The following is a 17,390-nucleotide window of genomic DNA, read 5'->3' as shown; positions in this document are numbered from 1 at the left end:
TTTCTAAGATTGAGAAAAAATCTCTATTCTCTCCTCCTTCTTTGGGGAAGCTTGTAATGTAGAATCAACTATACTTTACAAATAATCCAATATATAAAACTTTGGTACATTATATTGGCTATGTCTACTTTTTGCTCTGAAATCTTGAAGGTGTGCGTCGTATGAGCCCGATCGACCTGGCAAACAAGATCCGAGGCTTGGGTCTAGAGGAATCCCTGGCCGTTCTCGCCAAGGAATTCCCGGGTCAGGTCGTATTCTCCACGAGTTTCGGTTTGGAAGATCAGGTGATCACTCACGCGATCTATTCGCAAAATCTGGATATCCGAGTCTTTACTTTGGATACCGGCAGATTATTCAGCGAGACCTACGAGCTGCATAAGAGGACAAACGCCATGTACGGAAAGAAGATACAAACCTTCTTTCCGGATTCCGATGCGGTGGAGGCCCTGGTTAACGAAAAAGGGCCGGACTCGTTTTACGATTCCATTGAAAATCGGAAAGAATGCTGTCATATTCGCAAAGTCGTTCCATTGAACCGCGCTCTTGTCGGCGCGAAAATTTGGATCACGGGAATCCGAAACGAACAATCGGGTTCTCGGGAAAATCTTCCTTCCGTCGAGCTGGATGCCGCCCGGGATATTTTGAAATTCCATCCTATTCTGGATTGGTCCTGGGAAAAAGTGCAAAGCTATGTGGAAGAAAAACGTATTCCGTATAATCCACTGCACGATAAGGGATTTCCTAGCATAGGATGCGCTCCTTGTACTAGAGCCGTGCTTCCTGGAGAGGATTTCCGGGCGGGACGTTGGTGGTGGGAAAACGAAGCCACTAAGGAATGCGGCTTGCATTGGGTGGACGGAAAACTGGTGAGAAAGAAAGGATCTACAGCATGACGACTCGAACTCGTTTGTCTCATCTCCAACAATTGGAGGCGGAATCCATTTATATTCTGAGGGAAGTCGCGGCCCAATTCGAAAGGCCCGCGCTATTATTTTCCGGAGGAAAGGATTCCATTACTCTTGTGCATCTGGCTCTCAAGGCTTTTCGACCTGGTAAGTTTCCGTTTCCGTTGGTTCATATCGATACCGGTCATAATTTTCCGGAAGCATTACAATTTCGCGATGATCTTGCCGAGAGAATCGGTGAGAAGCTGATCGTTAGATATGTTCAGGATTCCATCGACCAAGGAAAAGCGGTGGAGGAAAAGGGAAAGTTTCCGAGTAGGAATGCGATCCAAACAGTTACCCTCCTGGATACGATCGCGGAATTCAAGTTCGACGCATGCATAGGCGGAGCGAGAAGGGACGAGGAAAAGGCCAGAGCTAAGGAAAGAGTCTTTTCCGTGAGAGACGAGTTCGGAGGCTGGGATCCCAAATTACAGAGGCCCGAACTTTGGAATATCTATAACGGCAAGATTCATGTCGGTGAAAACGTTCGGGTATTTCCGATAAGCAACTGGACCGAGTTGGATGTTTGGGAATATATCCGGTCCGAAAATATCCCGCTGCCTTCATTATATTTTTCTCATAAGCGTCAGATTGTTTGGAGAGAAAATGTGGTTTTTCCGGTCTCCAAATTCGTATCTTTGGACTCTTCCGATAAGGTGGAAGAGAAGACGGTTCGATTTAGAACCGTAGGAGATATGACCTGCACCGCCGCCGTGGAATCGGAGGCTAATTCCCTGGACGATATCATTCGCGAGATCCAAACTTCCCGAACCACGGAACGCGGTTCCAGATTGGACGATAAACGCTCCGAAGCCGCGATGGAAGAGAGAAAAAGAGGCGGTTATTTCTGATGGATTTATTACGTTTTATTACTGCGGGTAGCGTGGACGACGGAAAATCCACCCTGATAGGAAGGCTTTTATACGATAGTAAATCCGTGTTCCAGGACCAGCTTGAGGCGATAGAAAAAACCGGGCAGGTAAACGGACAGATCAATCTGGCTTTACTCACCGACGGTTTAAAGGCGGAGAGGGAACAAGGAATTACGATCGACGTCGCTTATAAATATTTCTCCACTCCTAAAAGAAAGTTCATTATCGCCGACGCCCCCGGTCATGTTCAATACACCCGTAATATGGTTACCGGCGCCTCCAACTCGGACCTCGCCATTATTTTGGTGGATGCGAGAAAAGGAGTCATCGAGCAGACCTACAGACATTCTTATATCGCTTCTTTATTAAGAATTCCGCATATCGTGGTTTGTGTAAATAAGATGGACCTGGTCGAATTCTCTCAGGAGCGTTTCGAAGCCATTCGTAATGAATACAAGGAATTCGCTTCCGACTTGGATTTTAAGGGTCTGGAATTCATTCCCATCTCCGCTTTAAACGGGGATAATATCGTAGATCAATCCGCGAATATGTCTTGGTGGACAGGTAATACCCTACTCGGATATCTGGAAGATCTGAAATTAGAAGAGGACGAACACAAACACGAGCCTCGTTTTCCCGTTCAATATGTTGTGCGTCCTCAAACGGAAGCCTTTCATGATTACAGAGGTTATGCGGGGCAGATCAGAAGCGGAGTCTTCAAGAAAGGGGACGAGATCACCGTATTGCCTAGCGGACTACATTCCAAAATCAAATCGATCGAAACCTTCGAGAAACAAGTCGAAGAAGCTTATGCTCCCATGTCGGTCTCCATTCTTCTCGAGGATGAAATCGATATCAGCAGAGGGGATTTAATCGTAACGAGCGGACATCTTCCTACCGTTTCCCAAGACATAGAGGCCGATATTTGTTGGATGGATACTAAGGCCTTGGTTCCCGGAAATAAATATCTGCTGCGTCAGACTACCAATTCCGTAAAGTCCGCAGTAAGGGAAATCTCCTTTAGAGTGGAGACCCAGACCCACCAAAAATTGGAGGCCGCTCAACTCGGTTTGAACGAGATCGGAAGAATCAAGATTCGAACTGCGAAGCCGGTCTCTTTCGATCCGTATTCGGTGAATCGAGGCACGGGAAGTTTCGTACTAGTGGATGAAGGCACCAATAATACCGTAGGTGCCGGCATGATCGTGGGTCCCGCGGAGTAGAATCGTTGGAAAATAAGGTAGGCAAAGTCTATCTGGTCGGAGCCGGTCCGGGAAATCCGGATCTGATGACGTTGCGTGCCTTAAAAATATTAGAAAAAGCGGATGTAATTTTATACGACGCTCTTTTGGATCCGGAATTTTTGGAGTATTTTCCGAGTTCTGCAATAGTGCATTATGTAGGAAAAAGAGCGGGGCAGCATTCCGCGACCCAGGAAGAGATCCAGGACTTATTGATTCGCTATGGAAAGGCCGGACACACCGTCGTGCGTCTGAAAGGAGGCGATCCGTTCGTTTTCGGAAGGGGAGGAGAGGAGTTGATCGCTCTTCGCAATAACGGTATCGCTTACGAAATTGTTCCCGGAGTAAGTTCTTTGTCCGCGGGTTCTTCGGGTGCGGGCTTTCCTCTGACTCATCGCGGTTTGTCCAGACAAGTGTTGATCATGGACGGGCATACCGTTCTCCAAGAGAATACGGACTGGGCTTGGTTCGCTCATTTTAAAGGGACCATCGCTCTCTTCATGGGAACTTCTTCGATCCAAAAGATAGCTATGAAATTGATAGAGAATGGAGCGTCTCCTTCTTTACCCGTGGCTATGGTGGAGAACGCTAGTCTGGAAGATCAATGTGTTACTATCTCCGATTTAGGTAGGACTTCCTACGAAGGACTGTCCAAAAAAACTTCCGGTCCCGGCATCATCTATATCGGTCCCGTGGTCCATCTTTCTCAAATCTCCGGAGAATCGGTTCTCGGATATTCGGATTCGTTCGGAGGAAGGCCATGAGTGAACTTCTTCCCGCATTCTTAAAATTGGACGGCAAAAAGGTTTTGGTCGTAGGCGGGGGCAACGTCGCCTTGGAGAAACTGCAACATCTTCTGAAGACAGGTTGCTATTTGACGGTAATATCCAAGCAGTTCAAGGCCGAAGTTTCCGCGCTGTTGGAAAAGGACGAGACCGCTAGAAAATTAGAAAGGGCTGTTCGATCGGAAGATCTGGACGGTTATCATTTGGTTTATTCCGCCACCAACGATTCGGAAACGAACCGTTCCTTGGTCGAGTATGCGAATCGAAAAAATATTTGGATTAATTGCGTCGACGATCCGAGATTCTGCGATTTTTATTCCGCCGCCTATTTCGATCGAGGACCCGTTCGAGTGGCTTTTTCCACTCAGGGGAAATTTGCGGGTTTAGCGGGAACGATTCGGACTTTAGTGAGCGAAATTCTTCCCGAGGAACACGACGAGGAATTGGAAGAACTTCTGAAAATCAGAGAACTCGCAAAAGTTAAAATCGGAGATTCTAACGTTAGAAAGGCCGCATTAAAGGGCCTGCTCGGAGAGTTTAGGGAAAAATACCTCTCTTATACAACGAAATCATAATATGCTGATAAATAAGGACGAAAGAGATCTATGTCAGAACAACAAGAATTGAGCGAAGTCGAGCATATCAAAACCGCTTCCAGGGGATTACGAGGAAAAATCGGCGAAGCTATCGAGTCGAATGCCGAAGGATTTGAGGAGGACGACAAGCAGCTCATCAAGTTCCACGGGATGTACCAGCAAAAGGACCGGGATCGTCGCAAGGACGAAAACGGAGATTTCATAGAGAATCCTACTTCGTTCATGATTCGAGGCAGAATTCCGGGAGGAAGACTTTCTTCCGAGCAATACCTGGTTTGGGATGAACTAGGCGATTCCTTCGGAGGAGGAGCGCTTCGTCTTACGACGCGTCAATCCATCCAGATGCATACGATTCGATTGGTCGATCTTCGTCCTATCATGCAGGCCGTAGACAAGGTGAATCTTTCCACTATGGGTGCCTGCGGGGACGTAGTTAGAAACGTAACTCAAGCGATCAATCCGATGGGGACTAAGGAATTGGCACAGTTGGATTCTGTCGCTCAATTGATTTCCGATCATTTTAAATATAAGTCCAGAGCTTACGCAGAACTATGGTTAGGCGAGAAACAATTGAACGTAGAGGAGGAAGTCGATCCTATCTACGGAAAAACGTATCTACCTAGAAAATTCAAAATTGCGGTAACCCTGGCGGGAAACAATACCGTAGATCTTTATTCGAACGATATGGGTTTTGCGGGAACAGTGGATGAAAGCGGCACCATAGACGGTTATTTCGTGTTTGCGGGCGGCGGTTTCGGAATGACTCATAATAAAGCCGAAACCTATCCTAGGGCGGCCGATCTTTTAGGCTGGATTCCCGCAAAAGATCTGATTTCGGTGGCGGAAGGTATCGTAACGTCCCACAGGGATTTCGGAGATCGCACGAATCGTAAGCACGCTCGTTTGAAATACGTATTGGCCGAAAAGGGAGTAGAATGGTTCCGCTCCGAAGTGGAACGTAGATCCGGCGCTAAGTTCGACATCCAAAGATCTTTGCCAAAATGGGAGACGCCGAATTATCTAGGTTGGACCGAAAGAACGGACGGAACTCTGTCCTTCGGAGTTCATACTCTCTCCGGTAGGATCAAAAATTTTCCGGATAGACCTTTGAAAACCGCTCTTAAGGATGTGATTTCTACCTTTAAACCTACGGTTCAGGTTACCGCGGATCAGGATTTGATTCTGATGGGAATCAAGAAGGAAGACCGTCAGAAAGTAGAAGATCTGTTAAAGAAATATAATATTGATCCCACTTCTCCTAAACCTCTTTACGATAGGGCGTTGGCTTGTCCCGCTCTTCCTACCTGCGGGTTGGCGTTAACCGAATCCGAAAGAAGTTTTCCTCAACTCTTGGAATCCATTCAAAACGTCATAGATAAACTGGATTTGAACGATCGAGCGCCAATCGTTCGTATGACCGGTTGTCCGAACGGATGCGCCCGTCCTTATTCCGCGGAAGTGGGAATCGTTGGGCAACAGGCGGGAGGTAAATACTCCCTCTTTTTCGGAGGTAATCCGGAAGGAACCAAGGTAGGTGACTACGTAGCTAAGAAAGTCGCTTTCGCTGATATCTCCGTCCAACTCGAAAAAGCGTTCGAGATTTGGAAGAAGGAAGGAAAAGAAAACGAAAGATTCGGAGACTTTGTAGGAAGACATCCTCTGGAGAAATTCCGGGAACTTTTAGGATCGATGTAATATCGGTCTAGTATCCGTTTTAGGAAAGGCGCTCGGAATTCCCGGGCGCTTTTTTTAGAAGAAAGACTCCAGAGTTTGAAATTTCCACTTCCAGATTTTTCCTTCCGTATTTCCTACAAGCAAGAGTCCGCTTCCGTACTCCGAAACAGCCGTAATCGATCCTAAAATATCCGAAGTCCGATCGACTAAAGCAAGATTTACGTCTCCGTTCTTATCTAGAGAAATCGCATACGCTAATTCTCCTTCCGAAGGACCCAAGATCGCCGGAAAGGAAGCCAAAATTCTTTTTAGGATCGGTTTATCTTGGATCTTATCGATCAAAACATGTCTGGGAGAGGATAGGGCCACCCAAAAATTACTTTCTTTGTCTGCAAGAATCAAGGCCGGACTTCCCGCTAAATGAGTGATGAAGAATCTATCCTTTCCCTTTTTCTCTCCTTTCAACCAAAGCCGAGTGATTCGATGCCTGTACTTCTCTCCGTAGATGAGATAATCCTCGGCTCCGGAGAGCGCTATTCCCGTGGGATGGTAGACTTCTTCCAATAAAACGCTGACGATTTGGGACTTGGGATCATAGGAGAGGATTCGTCCGTTCGGTTGGGACTCCAATTCTTCCAAGTAGGAATTTCGATAGGAAAATTTTTGGCTTACTTGCGTGAAATAGACGGTTCCGTCGGATCCAATGTCTAATCCATAAATATTTTCTAATGCGTTTCCCTGCTCGTCTTCTCTTACTAGAATGTTTTCTTTTCCGTTCGAATCGTAAAAGGCGAGTCCCACTCCGGATATGCAAGCGACCAAATTCTCCTTTCCGTCAAAGGCGAGTCCGAGAGGTCGGCCGGAAGTTTTTGCGAATACTTCCACGCTTCCGTCGGACTTGATCCTGTAGATGTTTCCGTCGGAAGAACCCGTATATAGAATGCCTTTGCGGTCCACTGCAATCCCGAATGGGTGTGAAATCGATTCCTTGGAATTGATCGCATTGGAAAAGAAGAGTACATCCTTTTCGTTTTGGGAAATGGGTTCGTCCACGGAGTAAAAGGCCGGATCCGTTTTGTTCCATCCGATTCCGATTACGATTCCGAAGGAGGAGAATACGAACAAAAGGGAGAATAGAATTCTTCCGACCGGATGAAATAGGAATCGTTTCACCATCAGATATGACCTTGGAAAACCGGTCTTTGTCTGGTACTATTTCGTAATACTTCGAAGTGCAGATGAAAACCAGTGGCTCGCCCGGTCATTCCCACGGCTCCGATCAACTGCCCTTTCTTTACCTTAGTTCCCGGAGCGACCAGCATCTTACTGAGATGTCCGTATTTCGTTTCGTAACCTAGGATATGCTTGAGAACGATTAGACTTCCGTAACCGCCTTTATGATCCGCGAAAGAAACGGTTCCATCCGCAGAGGCGTACACGGGGGTTCCTTCCTCCGCGGCTAAATCCACTCCTCCGTGAAAGGTATCCTTCTTAGTAAACGGGTCCTTTCTTCTTCCGAATTTGGAACTCACTCGACCCTCGTCTGCGAGCGGATCTGAGAACGCTAGGCCGTAAAAGAAATTTTTCTCTTCCTTGGGGAGCCCTCTTCCTGGAACGAACCAGGATTTCCTTTGGTCATCATAGTATAGGAATTTGGAGGATATGCGGAATTTGGATGCGACTCTTCTACGTGAGGCCTCGTCGGGTTCCGGTTCGCTGGAATCGTATACCCCTCTCATGTTCGGGATAGAAAGCTCCATACCCGGGTAGATGTCCTGGGGAGAAGCAAGCTGATTGACGGAAGACAAGGTGTCCAGGTCCATTCCTGTCCTTGCCATGATCTTGAAGAACGTGTCCTTCTTCTCGACCTTATACACTAAGAATCGAAGGGGAACCAAATTCTTCTGTTCCAGATTCGAGACGGAGACCTGAAGATTGTATTTCACTTCTTCTCTCACTCGAACTATCTTCGAGTCGGTATACTCGAGACTTTTAAGAGGGACGGTATCGTACACTGCAAAGACGTTGGAACTCCAACCCAGGGTTCCGAGAAGAATCAAGGCGAAGTTGCGTCTCGCGAAGGAAGACATATCCTTAATATCGTCGGCAGAAATAAAAAAACAATGACGCAAAATTTCGCGATGAAATGATTGGAGGAGCCGGTCCCGGATGGAGTTGGAAAAGGAAAAATCCAGAGAGAATCGAACGAAAGACATTTTTATAATGCTCTTGATCCAATTCTTCGTGCTTTTAATCGGAACCGTTTTGTACCAACAGGTTGCAAAGTTCCAAATCGAGACGGCCTTGGCTTCTCGGGCCCCCGTTCAGAATCTCGCAAAGCCTTCGATTTCCGCGGATCCGATCGGACATGGGATAGTTTGGACCGAGCCGGCCTCCGTTGAAAAAGCCATCAAAGACTATAGCGAATTCATGGTTTTGAAAAGACCATGGTTGCTTGCTTCCGATCGGATTCTTTGGGCGCTTTGTTTTATTCTTCCCGCATATATATTTATCCGAAAGTTAGCTAGGATCGAGGTCGCCGATTTCGGAGACAATTTAGGCGCCAATACCCTGATGACCGGAATATTGGTCGGATTCGCCACATTTTGTTTTATCAATGTGATCGGAGGGCTGCTCTTTTTCTTAGTTGGAAAGCCCCAACCGAGCTATCTGGAGTCGTTATTGACCCAGCATCTTCAGGGAAACTGGAACCTATTAGTCTGGGCATTTCTCTCCGTTAGCTTCGGAGCGGGACTTTTCGAGGAGACTTTCTTTCGCGGCTTTTTTCTAAAGTATTTCATGGAAAAGGATTATCCGTATATCGGATTGGTGATTACGTCCCTAGTCTTCGGAGCGGTTCACATGTCTCCCGAAAGATCGATGATAGGCCCAATTCTCTTAACATTTGTAGGATTTTCATTCGGTCTATCCTACATCAAGACGGGAAATATTTGGATTCCAATCACCGCGCATATTTCCTACAATAGTTCTATGTTACTTGCCGCATTCTTTCTCGGAAATCGGGTGGTTTAATGAACGTTAAAAAGAAACGTAAAATACTGACTTTAAGCGCGATCGCATTTCTCATTCTATACTCTTCCGTTTCCATAAACGCCGGAGAAGTCTTCGAATTGGATGGGGAGCCGGGGGAGAACGATACAAAAATCATCTCTGCATTGAATCGAATGACTTTCGATCGCGTAGTATCCGATAAGAACACGAAGGGATTTTCGGCCCGCTACGTTTCCAAATGGTATTCTCCTCTTTCTGTAGACGTTTATGTTTTGGGTTTGGCAAAGAGGGAAAAGATGAGTCTAGTACGCGTCGAGTCCCAAAAGAAGGGCGCAGAGAAAGTGTTTCGGAATTTTCTTTTGGAAGAGCTGACCAAAAAAGAAATCACAGGCGGCTTGACCATAATTAAGGGACCGGACGGACTTCTGGATCCTAAGTCGGAGTATTCCTATAAGAGTTATTTATGGAGCGAATCTTTGGCTCTTATCCAGCCGGCCGCTTCCGTTTATTATAATTCCTACAAATCTCCCGTTTACGGAGGTTCCGACACTTTGAAGGGAATGTTCGGATATATCGTCATGGACTTGCTTCTCGCCGGACTGGGTTATTATTATGCGACCACCACAATGGAAAAGAATTCCAATCTGGATAAACTATTCTTTAAACCGGCTCGTTCCGGAAACGTGTTGGATTCGCCGGGTGCGGACGTTTTCATCGGATTATTAATGCTTCCTCGGATCTATCGGATGATAGGGGGATGGCAGGACACTTATACTCATAATAGGATTTTGGAGATCTCCGCTTCCAAATCCTTCTGAAGAGATATGCCATGCTGAAAAAAGCGTTCTCTATCTTCTTTCCGAAAGAGGACTCGGAGACTACTTCTTATTTTAGAATCAAGGGTCGTAGATCCTTATATCTCTACTGCATCGTCACTGGAATCGTATCCGGACTCGGTGCGTTTTTATTTTCCAGAGCCTTGGCTTGGGCGGAATATATTTCATTAGATTCCATGGCCGGAATCCAAAACACTCACTCCGCAGGAGAATACTTCGTGGACCTGGAACCCTTTTCTTTTCTGGCGATGGGAAGATGGGTTCTACTAGTTCTGCCGGTAGTCGGCGGTTTGATCACCGGCTGGATCGTATATAAGTTCTCTCCCGACTCTTCCGGAACCGGTACGGATTCCCTGATCGATTCCTTTCATAATAAGGAAGGAAAGATCGATCCTAAGACTCCTGTCATCAAATCCATAGCGACTATCTTCACTTTAGCTTCCGGAGGGAGCGGTGGAAAAGAAGGGCCTATCTCGCTTATAGGAGCCGGATTCGGTTCTTTGGTAGCAAGCTTAACTAACGCAGGCGCTAGAGCTAGAAGAACTCTGCTCCTCGCAGGTACGGCAGGAGGACTCGGTGCGATCTTTCATGCTCCCTTGGGAGGCGCCTTGACTTCCGTGGAAATGGTCTACAAAGAAGATATCGAAAGCGATTCCTTGGTTCCTTGTATAATTTCTTCGGTTACCGCTTTTCTAACCTATTCTTCTTTGAACGGATTCGGGGCAGTTTATAAGGTCTCGGAAATCGGCTTTCAAGCTTACCAAGAACTATTGTTTTATCTATGCTTAGGATTCATATGCTATTTATCGGGAGGTTTTCTGATAAGAATTTTCCGACGGGTTCAAAATTGGTCCTCTTCTTGGAGGATTCCGAATTGGATCAAACCGGCGATAGGAGGAATCCCGGTCGGGATCGTCGGATACTTCCTCCCGGAAGTGATCGGAACGGGTGCCGGTTTTCTGCAAAGAGTATTAGAAGGAAATTATATACTCGAGAGCTCTCTAGGTCCCTATTTCTCCGCGATCACGGGAATCGGAGCGGAAAATTCTTCGAATCCGGGAATGATCCCCTTATTCCTGTCCGACAAACATGTTTTGGTGTTGGTTTCCTTTTTGCTCTTAGCGTTTTTTAAAATAGTAACCACTTCCTTTACGATAGGAACCGGCGGTTCCGCGGGAATGTTCGGGCCTTCCTTATTTATAGGAGGAATGCTCGGCGGAGCTATGGGAACTCTAGCTCAGATCGTACTAGGCTACGAGGTTTCGATTGCATCCTTTATTTTGGTGGGAATGGGAGCCTTCTATGCCGGCATCGCTAGCGCTCCCATCGCCGGGATGGTCATGATTTGCGAGATCATAGGGAGTTATCATCTTCTTCCTCCTTTGATGATCGTTTCGATTCTTACCTTCGTTCTTTCTCATAAGTTCAATTTATATAAAAGTCAGAAGAATACTAGGTTCCAGTCTCCGGCGCATTATTGGGATATGAATCGGGATATACTGGATGAGATACGAATCGGAGAAATCCGAAGCAGTCTGCGAAATATAGCCGTTACCCGGTCCTCCATTCTCCTTTCCAAGTTGGAGGAAGAATCCGTAAAAATCAACGCCAGCGATTATATCGTGTTGGATGACTCCGGAAAATACGACGGAATGCTTTCTCTGAGGAGCATTCGTTTGTTGCCGGAGGGCAGGAACCTGACCGGTAATCTGATACTGGTCGGAGACGTTACGGACCATTCTATTCCGCCCGTTTCCTTGGAAACCAGTCTAGCCACCGCATTTAAGGCGCTTCTGGAGAACGGAATGGATAAGATCGCAGTGGAAGAGGAGGGAAAGTATCTGGGGTATCTCCGATATGCGGATATTATCTCCTTATATTTTCAAAGAACTCGACCTACGAATCGCTCCTAAAATCGAATCCCAAATCCATTCCCCTAAATTTTCCCAAAAGTTAGATGTAGCGTTCATTCTTCTCTGAAATTGTATAGTTATCTATTATTATCTATTATTTTCATTAATTATCAGCAGAATTCACTATGGGGCTGTTTTTCTGATTTTGGTGGACAATTTTCGGCATTCCGCTATTATACGGAATATTTTTAAAAAATAACTGATGTGTAATAAAGAGATCAGCCAATTTTAACTGTTAGGGATAAAGTAATGATTGGTTCAATCAGGAAGGGACAATGCGGAACATTTTATCAGGACGAAAATTTATCTACGGCTCGAGGGTCGTTTTTGCTATGGTTTTGGGAGGTTTCGTTCTTAGAACATCGGATCTAAGTGCGGGAAGTTACGGGGATATATACGGGGCGCATCCTGCGGCCAGCGGTATGGCCGGTGCGGTAACGGCTACGGTAAATAATTCCTCCGCGGTTTTCTATAACGTTGCGGGTTTAGGAAGAATGAACGAAGCGGATTTATTTTCCGCTTATCTGGACCAAAGAGATAAGGAAAAAGAAGCTGCGGCCGCCGCTAATGGAGGAGAAGTTCCCAAGGACGACAAAGGAAATCCGATTCCTCAAGACGGACCTTTGCTTTCCACCGAACCGGGTAAAGAAGATCCCGGAGCCACCGGTCCTTGGTATAAAAGAGCTTGGTACAATCTTAAAGACGGGATGTTCACCTACAGACCTCTGCCGCGCCCGAACCGTCCTCTTCACGAAGTTACATTCTTAGGAACCTATGCGAATCCCACTCTGAAGAATAACGCTCCTAAGAACGAGAATATTAAGAATCCTGATGATAGTTTCACCGGTTTGGGTTTTACCATGAACCTGAACGAAATCTTCGATATAGGAAGAACCATTCGTTTCGGTTTAAACGCGATTGTTCCCGCTTCCGGAAACCTGATGGTTGTGAACGATCAGAACCCTACGGTTCCTAGATATCTTCAATCCGGTAAAAGCGACGAGCGTCCTACCATCATGGCCGGGGTGGGAGTGGAACTTTGGAAAGACCGTTTGTTCGCGGGGGTGGGAATCACCGCCTTAGCAGGAGGTTCCGGTGCGATTCTCCTCAAGGACGTTCCTATTTCTCCGGATCCGGTAAGCGCCAATTCTCAGGTGGTTCTTACCTTGAAGCCGATGATCAATCCTACCTACGGACTCCAATTCACTTACGGTAAATGGAATTTAGGAGCTTCTTATAAAAGAGAAACGTATCTGACCGCCGATCCGATTCCTGCCAGAGCTCAGACGACTCTTTTGGGAATCCAATTGGATTTCGATCTGGCTCTTTTGGATCAATACAATCCTAGAGTTTATTCTTTCGGAGTCGGCTTTAGACCATATCAGAAAATTCTTTTGAATATAGATGCGAATAAGGAGATCTGGAGTCTTTACGAATTATCCAGAACCAAGCAGAAATATTCCGAGCCCCTGAACTTTCACGATACTATGAATATTCGTATGGGGGTAGAATACCACCTTCTCCCTTCTCTTAAGATCCGGGGAGGGATAGGAAAAAGACCTTCTCCCGTTCCGAATTATCCGGGTGAGAACAACTGGATGGACAACGATCGCATGATCTATAGCGCCGGGATTTCCTATCTTTTCAGCGGAAGAAATTTCGCCTTCTTAAAGGATAGATTGAAGAATCCAGTGATCTTCGATTTGGCGATCATGAACCAACAATTAAGAAGCGTGGAAGTAACGAAATATATCCCTACGGAAAGGAACCCGAATTATAACTATGGCGGTTATATCTGGTCCTTATCTTTCTCCGTGAGTCTCTTCTTTTAAACGAACTTTGTTCAGTCGAAGTTTATCTTCGTAACAATTGTTATCTAATAGCTCTCTCTGAGGCGGAAGAATATTTCGCCTCGATTCTTTTTCTTGACCGATCGAACGCTACAGCGAGAGTTTAGGCTGGTTAAGAGATGGAAAAAAATATAATCGAACTGCTGACTCCCGTTTTCTTCGTACTAGTATTAGTCGAAGTATTCTTCTCGATTTTTAATTCTAAGGATCTGTATCGATTCAAGGACTCGGTGAATAATCTGAGCGCCGGAGTATTCATGCAGGTGTTCACGGTATTTATCACCTTGGGGTTGATGGCCGTTTATACTTGGATCTATTCCCGTTTCGGGATTTTTAATATTTCCAACGATTCCTGGATCGGGTGGGTGCTTTGTTTCATTCTGGCCGATTTCTTTTACTATTGGTACCATCGTTACGGACATGAGATAAATATTTTCTGGGCGTCTCATGTGGCTCATCACCAAAGCGAGGATTATAATTTTACGGTCGCACTTCGTCAGGGAGTGACCCAGAACACTTTCTCTCTTCCGTTTTATCTTCCTTTGGCTTTTCTCGGATTTCCTCCGATCATGTTCATGCTTTGCATACAGATTAATTTTGCGTATCAATTTTGGCTGCATACCCGTGCCATTCCCAAACTCGGAATCATAGAATGGGTCTTTAATACTCCATCCCAACATAGGGTGCATCACGGCAGAAATCCCAAATACATAGATAAGAATTATGCGGGAACATTTTCCGTTTGGGACAGGATGTTCGGAAGTTTCAAAGAGGAAGAAGAGGAGCCTATCTTCGGAATCGTAAAGCCAATGCAAACTTGGAGTCCTTTATGGGCTCAGTTCCATTATTTCGAAGAATTGATCCTGATGTCCATGCAAACCAAATCTTGGAAAAACAAGTTTTTAGTATGGATCAAACCTCCCGGTTGGAAACCTGCGGACTTAGGAGAATCGGTAGTGCCTCCGGAGATCGATCGATCCAATTATAAGAAATTCGATACCAAGATTCCTTATACTCTGACGATTTATACGATCCTACAGTTCCTTTTCGGAATAGGCGCTTCCATGATCTATATCGAATTCAAAAAGGAACTGCCTCTTTTGGAGATGGTCGTCCTGGGATTTTATATTCTTTGGACATTATGGAATATAGGGGCTATCTTCGAATTGAAGACTTCCGGGATGGTTTCCGAATTGATCCGATTGGCTTCGATCGCCGCGCTTACTTACGTGTATCCTTTCGATTTTACTCATGTGGAAAAGCTGACCGTTTATCTCTCCCAACCCATGCTTCAGTATCTTCCCGTTCTTATGAAGGAAGTCGCGCTGGTTTCGTTTGCTGTTTTGGGAGGATTCCTAATTTCACAGAAGAGATTTTTCAGTATTAAGGGATATTCTCCTAAGACAGTATAAGCTATAATCTCGGGAAATATCTTGTAAATACGGCGCCTCTTTCAGAGGCGCTTTTCGTTTCCCCTTAGAAAATAAATTGACGAGACTCGTTTTCGCGAATATTCCCATAGAACTTATGCGATTCGCCAAAGTTCCCGCCGATTCCCGAATCTATTCCTTCTTCTATTCTTACCGAATACTTTCGATTCTTGTTCTTCTCTTTTCTTTCGGAGAATTTCGTGCCCAGGGTTCGGAACCGGGAGTAAGCGAGGCTCCTATTGCCGTCACCGAAGAGGAAAAGTCCTCTAAGAATCCCATCCCGGTGGCATTTGCTCGCATAGATTCCGTGCTTTTGTACTCGGACTTGGTATATGTCACCCGCCAAACGGAGGTTAAACTGCCCGCAGGAAGTTCCGAAGTGATCTTGGGCGAGATTCCTATCGCCTCTTTGGATAAAAGCGTGATCGTAACTTTTACCGATCCCAATAAGAAATTTAAAATCAAAGGGATCCGAGTGTTCGAGAAGGCTTCTCGTAGGAAGAAGTCCCAGGAAGCCGAAGAGTTGGAAAAACGTAAGGAATCTCTTCTTCTCTCCTTAGGTACCAAATCCAGGGAAGTACAGGACTTATTGGATTGGGAGGCGTCTTTAAAATCGATTAAACCCGTGTTGAGAGATGAGGAAGGTTTCCAAGAAAAAATCGACTCGGAGAACTTTTCCCTTTTTAGGAAATCCTTTATCGATTTAGCGGAGGAAAATACGAAGATCCGTCTTTCCAAATTGGAAGAGCTGGATCGCATCCGGGAAGAATTTTATATCGTTACCACTAAGTTGGGCCATTTAGCGGAAGGGGATACTCTTCGTAGGAAAGAGATTCGCGTCGATGTGGAGTCCGATTCCGCAGCCACTTTTCCTTTCGAATACAAATATCTGATTCGAGGTGCGATTTGGTATCCGCGCTACACTCTGGAACTGCATCCGAACGGTCAGGAAGCCGAACTCGGTTGGCATGCTCTAGTCAGAAACGAAACGGGAGAGGATTGGAAGGGAGTTCGATTGGAATTTTCCACAGCCAACCCGAACCAAGATATCGATCTTCCCGAATATTTGGAGCAAAGAATCGCTTCTAAGACCGTAGTCACTCAGGAAAACGACGAGTATTATCCTGCGGCGGAAAAGTCGGCTATGGGATCCGCGGATGCGGCTCCTTCCGCAAGTCCCAAAAAAGAAGCGAAGAAGAAAGCGCAAAATGCTCCGGCGAACGTTATGCAAAGAAGAAGTAAGGCGGACGCGAGCCAACAGGATTACGATCAGAATGCGAATGATAGTCCGCTCATGCAGTCCCGGGCTCTAATCGAAGGTAATTTTAAGGACAGGTCGAATTCTCTTCAAGTAGAGGAGAATATGAATCGACTTCAGGGAGAACTCGCGAATCAAAAATATTCCTTCGATAGAGGTTCCTACGAGGAATCTATTCGTTACGGTAAGGAGGCTTTACGCAGATTTTCCGGTCTTAGGGAAAGTTCCAGAAAGGAATTGAAGGAACTGGAATCGGAAGTGCAAAGCCTATTGAATCGCTCTTCCCAGTTGAATTCCGATAAGAAATACTCCAATAATCTGATTTCACCGGGTCTTTCCTCGGAAGGATTCGATTTTCGTTATATAGCTCAATCTAGAGAAAGAATCCCTTCCGATAGGACTTTAAATCGAGTCTTCTTAAGAAAGCGAACTGTTCCGGTGCAACCGGGTTATGAAACTTCTCCTTTAACGAATGAGGACGTGTTTTTAACCGTCGTTTCCTCCAATTTGGAAAGGGAACCTTTGCTTGCCGGTCCTCTCGAGATTTATTCGGGAGAAAATCTACTCGGAACTACTTCGGTCTCCACTCTGAAACCGGGTGAGAAGATCCGTATGGAATTGGGGCCGGATCGTGATATTAAGGTGCAAAGGAGAGAAGAGAAACTGGAGGATAAATCCGGCCTGATTTCTCGCAAGAAAACGGTGCGTCACAAGGTTTCCATCGCGGTTAAGAATAATAAGCGTCGCACGGTTCCTGTCCGTTTGATCGATCGCATTCCGTACACTGTGGACGATAGTGTGGAAATCAAATGGGCTCCCGGTCCGGATACTCCGACTAGCAGATCGGAGGAAGGGATCCTGACCTACGAATTCGAGCTGAACGCCGGAGCTACCAAGAAAATAGAGTTCGAATATACAGTATCTTATCCTGCGGATAATGTTCTCCGGGAATCCTCCGGGAACGGATCTTATTGAG

At 45.9% G+C, this 17,390-nt stretch carries 14 protein-coding genes; 12 read left to right on the top strand and 2 right to left on the bottom strand.

Annotated elements, in window-relative coordinates; genetic code table 11:
- Nucleotides 1-161 precede the first annotated feature (161 nt).
- The 6 genes from LEP1GSC061_RS14520 to LEP1GSC061_RS14495 are packed head-to-tail and all read left to right on the top strand — an operon-like array spanning nt 162 to nt 6,136.
- Complete coding sequence (locus LEP1GSC061_RS14520) at nt 162-893, top strand: phosphoadenylyl-sulfate reductase (protein ID WP_016546819.1); 732 nt, start codon at nt 162-164, stop codon at nt 891-893.
- A complete protein-coding gene (gene cysD, locus LEP1GSC061_RS14515) occupies nt 890-1,798 on the top strand; it encodes a sulfate adenylyltransferase subunit CysD (protein ID WP_016545979.1) in 909 nt (302 codons plus the stop codon). The genes LEP1GSC061_RS14520 and cysD overlap by 4 nt, the downstream gene beginning before the upstream one ends.
- Nucleotides 1,798-3,042: a sulfate adenylyltransferase subunit 1 gene (locus tag LEP1GSC061_RS14510; RefSeq protein ID WP_016546732.1), complete on the top strand. Its 1,245-nt coding sequence runs from the start codon at nt 1,798-1,800 to the stop codon at nt 3,040-3,042. Before cysD ends, LEP1GSC061_RS14510 begins: the two co-directional genes overlap by 1 nt.
- Nucleotides 3,043-3,047: 5 nt before the next feature.
- Nucleotides 3,048-3,824 (top strand): uroporphyrinogen-III C-methyltransferase, encoded by a 777-nt coding sequence (cobA, locus tag LEP1GSC061_RS14505; RefSeq protein ID WP_016546451.1) that lies wholly within the window; start codon nt 3,048-3,050, stop codon nt 3,822-3,824.
- Entirely contained in the window at nt 3,821-4,420 is a 600-nt protein-coding gene (locus LEP1GSC061_RS14500) for a precorrin-2 dehydrogenase/sirohydrochlorin ferrochelatase family protein (RefSeq protein WP_016546006.1), read from the top strand. The genes cobA and LEP1GSC061_RS14500 overlap by 4 nt, the downstream gene beginning before the upstream one ends.
- A 30-nt stretch (nt 4,421-4,450) precedes the next feature.
- A complete protein-coding gene (locus LEP1GSC061_RS14495) occupies nt 4,451-6,136 on the top strand; it encodes an NADPH-dependent assimilatory sulfite reductase hemoprotein subunit (protein WP_016546276.1) in 1,686 nt (561 codons plus the stop codon).
- A gap of 54 nt (nt 6,137-6,190) precedes the next feature.
- On the opposite strand, the gene LEP1GSC061_RS14490 is transcribed toward LEP1GSC061_RS14495, so the two are convergent.
- Nucleotides 6,191-7,291: an SMP-30/gluconolactonase/LRE family protein gene (locus LEP1GSC061_RS14490; RefSeq protein ID WP_016546635.1), complete on the bottom strand. Its 1,101-nt coding sequence runs from the start codon at nt 7,289-7,291 to the stop codon at nt 6,191-6,193.
- Entirely contained in the window at nt 7,291-8,205 is a 915-nt protein-coding gene (locus LEP1GSC061_RS14485) for a M23 family metallopeptidase (RefSeq protein ID WP_016546325.1), read from the bottom strand. Before LEP1GSC061_RS14485 ends, LEP1GSC061_RS14490 begins: the two co-directional genes overlap by 1 nt.
- Before the next feature lie 79 nt (nt 8,206-8,284).
- Here LEP1GSC061_RS14485 and LEP1GSC061_RS14480 point away from each other — a divergent pair, with 79 nt between their 5' ends.
- From LEP1GSC061_RS14480 to LEP1GSC061_RS14455, 6 genes are all read left to right on the top strand, one after another.
- Nucleotides 8,285-9,148 (top strand): CPBP family intramembrane glutamic endopeptidase, encoded by an 864-nt coding sequence (locus tag LEP1GSC061_RS14480; protein ID WP_016546851.1) that lies wholly within the window; start codon nt 8,285-8,287, stop codon nt 9,146-9,148.
- Nucleotides 9,148-9,945 carry a hypothetical protein gene (locus LEP1GSC061_RS14475; protein ID WP_016546492.1) on the top strand — a complete coding sequence of 266 codons (798 nt, stop codon included), beginning with the start codon at nt 9,148-9,150 and terminating at the stop codon, nt 9,943-9,945. The genes LEP1GSC061_RS14480 and LEP1GSC061_RS14475 overlap by 1 nt, the downstream gene beginning before the upstream one ends.
- 11 nt (nt 9,946-9,956) lie before the next feature.
- Nucleotides 9,957-11,876, top strand: a complete 1,920-nt coding sequence (locus LEP1GSC061_RS14470; protein WP_016546096.1) for a chloride channel protein — start codon at nt 9,957-9,959, stop codon at nt 11,874-11,876.
- 275 nt (nt 11,877-12,151) lie between these two features.
- The gene (locus tag LEP1GSC061_RS14465) at nt 12,152-13,708 is read left to right on the top strand and encodes an OmpP1/FadL family transporter (protein WP_016546663.1); all 1,557 of its coding nucleotides are present in this window, start codon (nt 12,152-12,154) and stop codon (nt 13,706-13,708) included.
- A 137-nt stretch (nt 13,709-13,845) separates the two neighbouring features.
- Complete coding sequence (locus LEP1GSC061_RS14460; RefSeq protein ID WP_016546271.1) at nt 13,846-15,138, top strand: sterol desaturase family protein; 1,293 nt, start codon at nt 13,846-13,848, stop codon at nt 15,136-15,138.
- Between the two features lie 115 nt (nt 15,139-15,253).
- Nucleotides 15,254-17,389 carry a DUF4139 domain-containing protein gene (locus LEP1GSC061_RS14455; protein ID WP_084680517.1) on the top strand — a complete coding sequence of 712 codons (2,136 nt, stop codon included), beginning with the start codon at nt 15,254-15,256 and terminating at the stop codon, nt 17,387-17,389.
- Nucleotide 17,390 lies beyond the last annotated feature (1 nt).

The sequence above is a fragment of the Leptospira wolffii serovar Khorat str. Khorat-H2 genome (assembly GCF_000306115.2).
Taxonomy (GTDB): Bacteria; Spirochaetota; Leptospiria; order Leptospirales; family Leptospiraceae; genus Leptospira_B; species Leptospira_B wolffii.
Note: the sequence above shows the minus strand (reverse complement) of the source record. Positions and strands in the feature narration are given on the sequence as shown.

Bases quoted from the DNA above. Each gene is read 5' to 3' on its own strand.
- LEP1GSC061_RS14460 (WP_016546271.1), top strand. From the start codon at position 13,846: ATGGAAAAAAATATAATCGAACTGCTGACTCCCGTTTTCTTCGTACTA.
- LEP1GSC061_RS14470 (WP_016546096.1), top strand. From the start codon at position 9,957: ATGCTGAAAAAAGCGTTCTCTATCTTCTTTCCGAAAGAGGACTCGGAG.
- LEP1GSC061_RS14485 (WP_016546325.1), bottom strand. From the start codon at position 8,205: ATGTCTTCCTTCGCGAGACGCAACTTCGCCTTGATTCTTCTCGGAACC.
- LEP1GSC061_RS14480 (WP_016546851.1), top strand. From the start codon at position 8,285: ATGGAGTTGGAAAAGGAAAAATCCAGAGAGAATCGAACGAAAGACATT.
- LEP1GSC061_RS14495 (WP_016546276.1), top strand. From the start codon at position 4,451: ATGTCAGAACAACAAGAATTGAGCGAAGTCGAGCATATCAAAACCGCT.
- LEP1GSC061_RS14510 (WP_016546732.1), top strand. From the start codon at position 1,798: ATGGATTTATTACGTTTTATTACTGCGGGTAGCGTGGACGACGGAAAA.
- LEP1GSC061_RS14465 (WP_016546663.1), top strand. From the start codon at position 12,152: ATGCGGAACATTTTATCAGGACGAAAATTTATCTACGGCTCGAGGGTC.
- LEP1GSC061_RS14520 (WP_016546819.1), top strand. From the start codon at position 162: ATGAGCCCGATCGACCTGGCAAACAAGATCCGAGGCTTGGGTCTAGAG.
- LEP1GSC061_RS14490 (WP_016546635.1), bottom strand. From the start codon at position 7,291: ATGGTGAAACGATTCCTATTTCATCCGGTCGGAAGAATTCTATTCTCC.
- LEP1GSC061_RS14475 (WP_016546492.1), top strand. From the start codon at position 9,148: ATGAACGTTAAAAAGAAACGTAAAATACTGACTTTAAGCGCGATCGCA.
- cysD (WP_016545979.1), top strand. From the start codon at position 890: ATGACGACTCGAACTCGTTTGTCTCATCTCCAACAATTGGAGGCGGAA.
- LEP1GSC061_RS14455 (WP_084680517.1), top strand. From the start codon at position 15,254: ATGCGATTCGCCAAAGTTCCCGCCGATTCCCGAATCTATTCCTTCTTC.
- LEP1GSC061_RS14500 (WP_016546006.1), top strand. From the start codon at position 3,821: ATGAGTGAACTTCTTCCCGCATTCTTAAAATTGGACGGCAAAAAGGTT.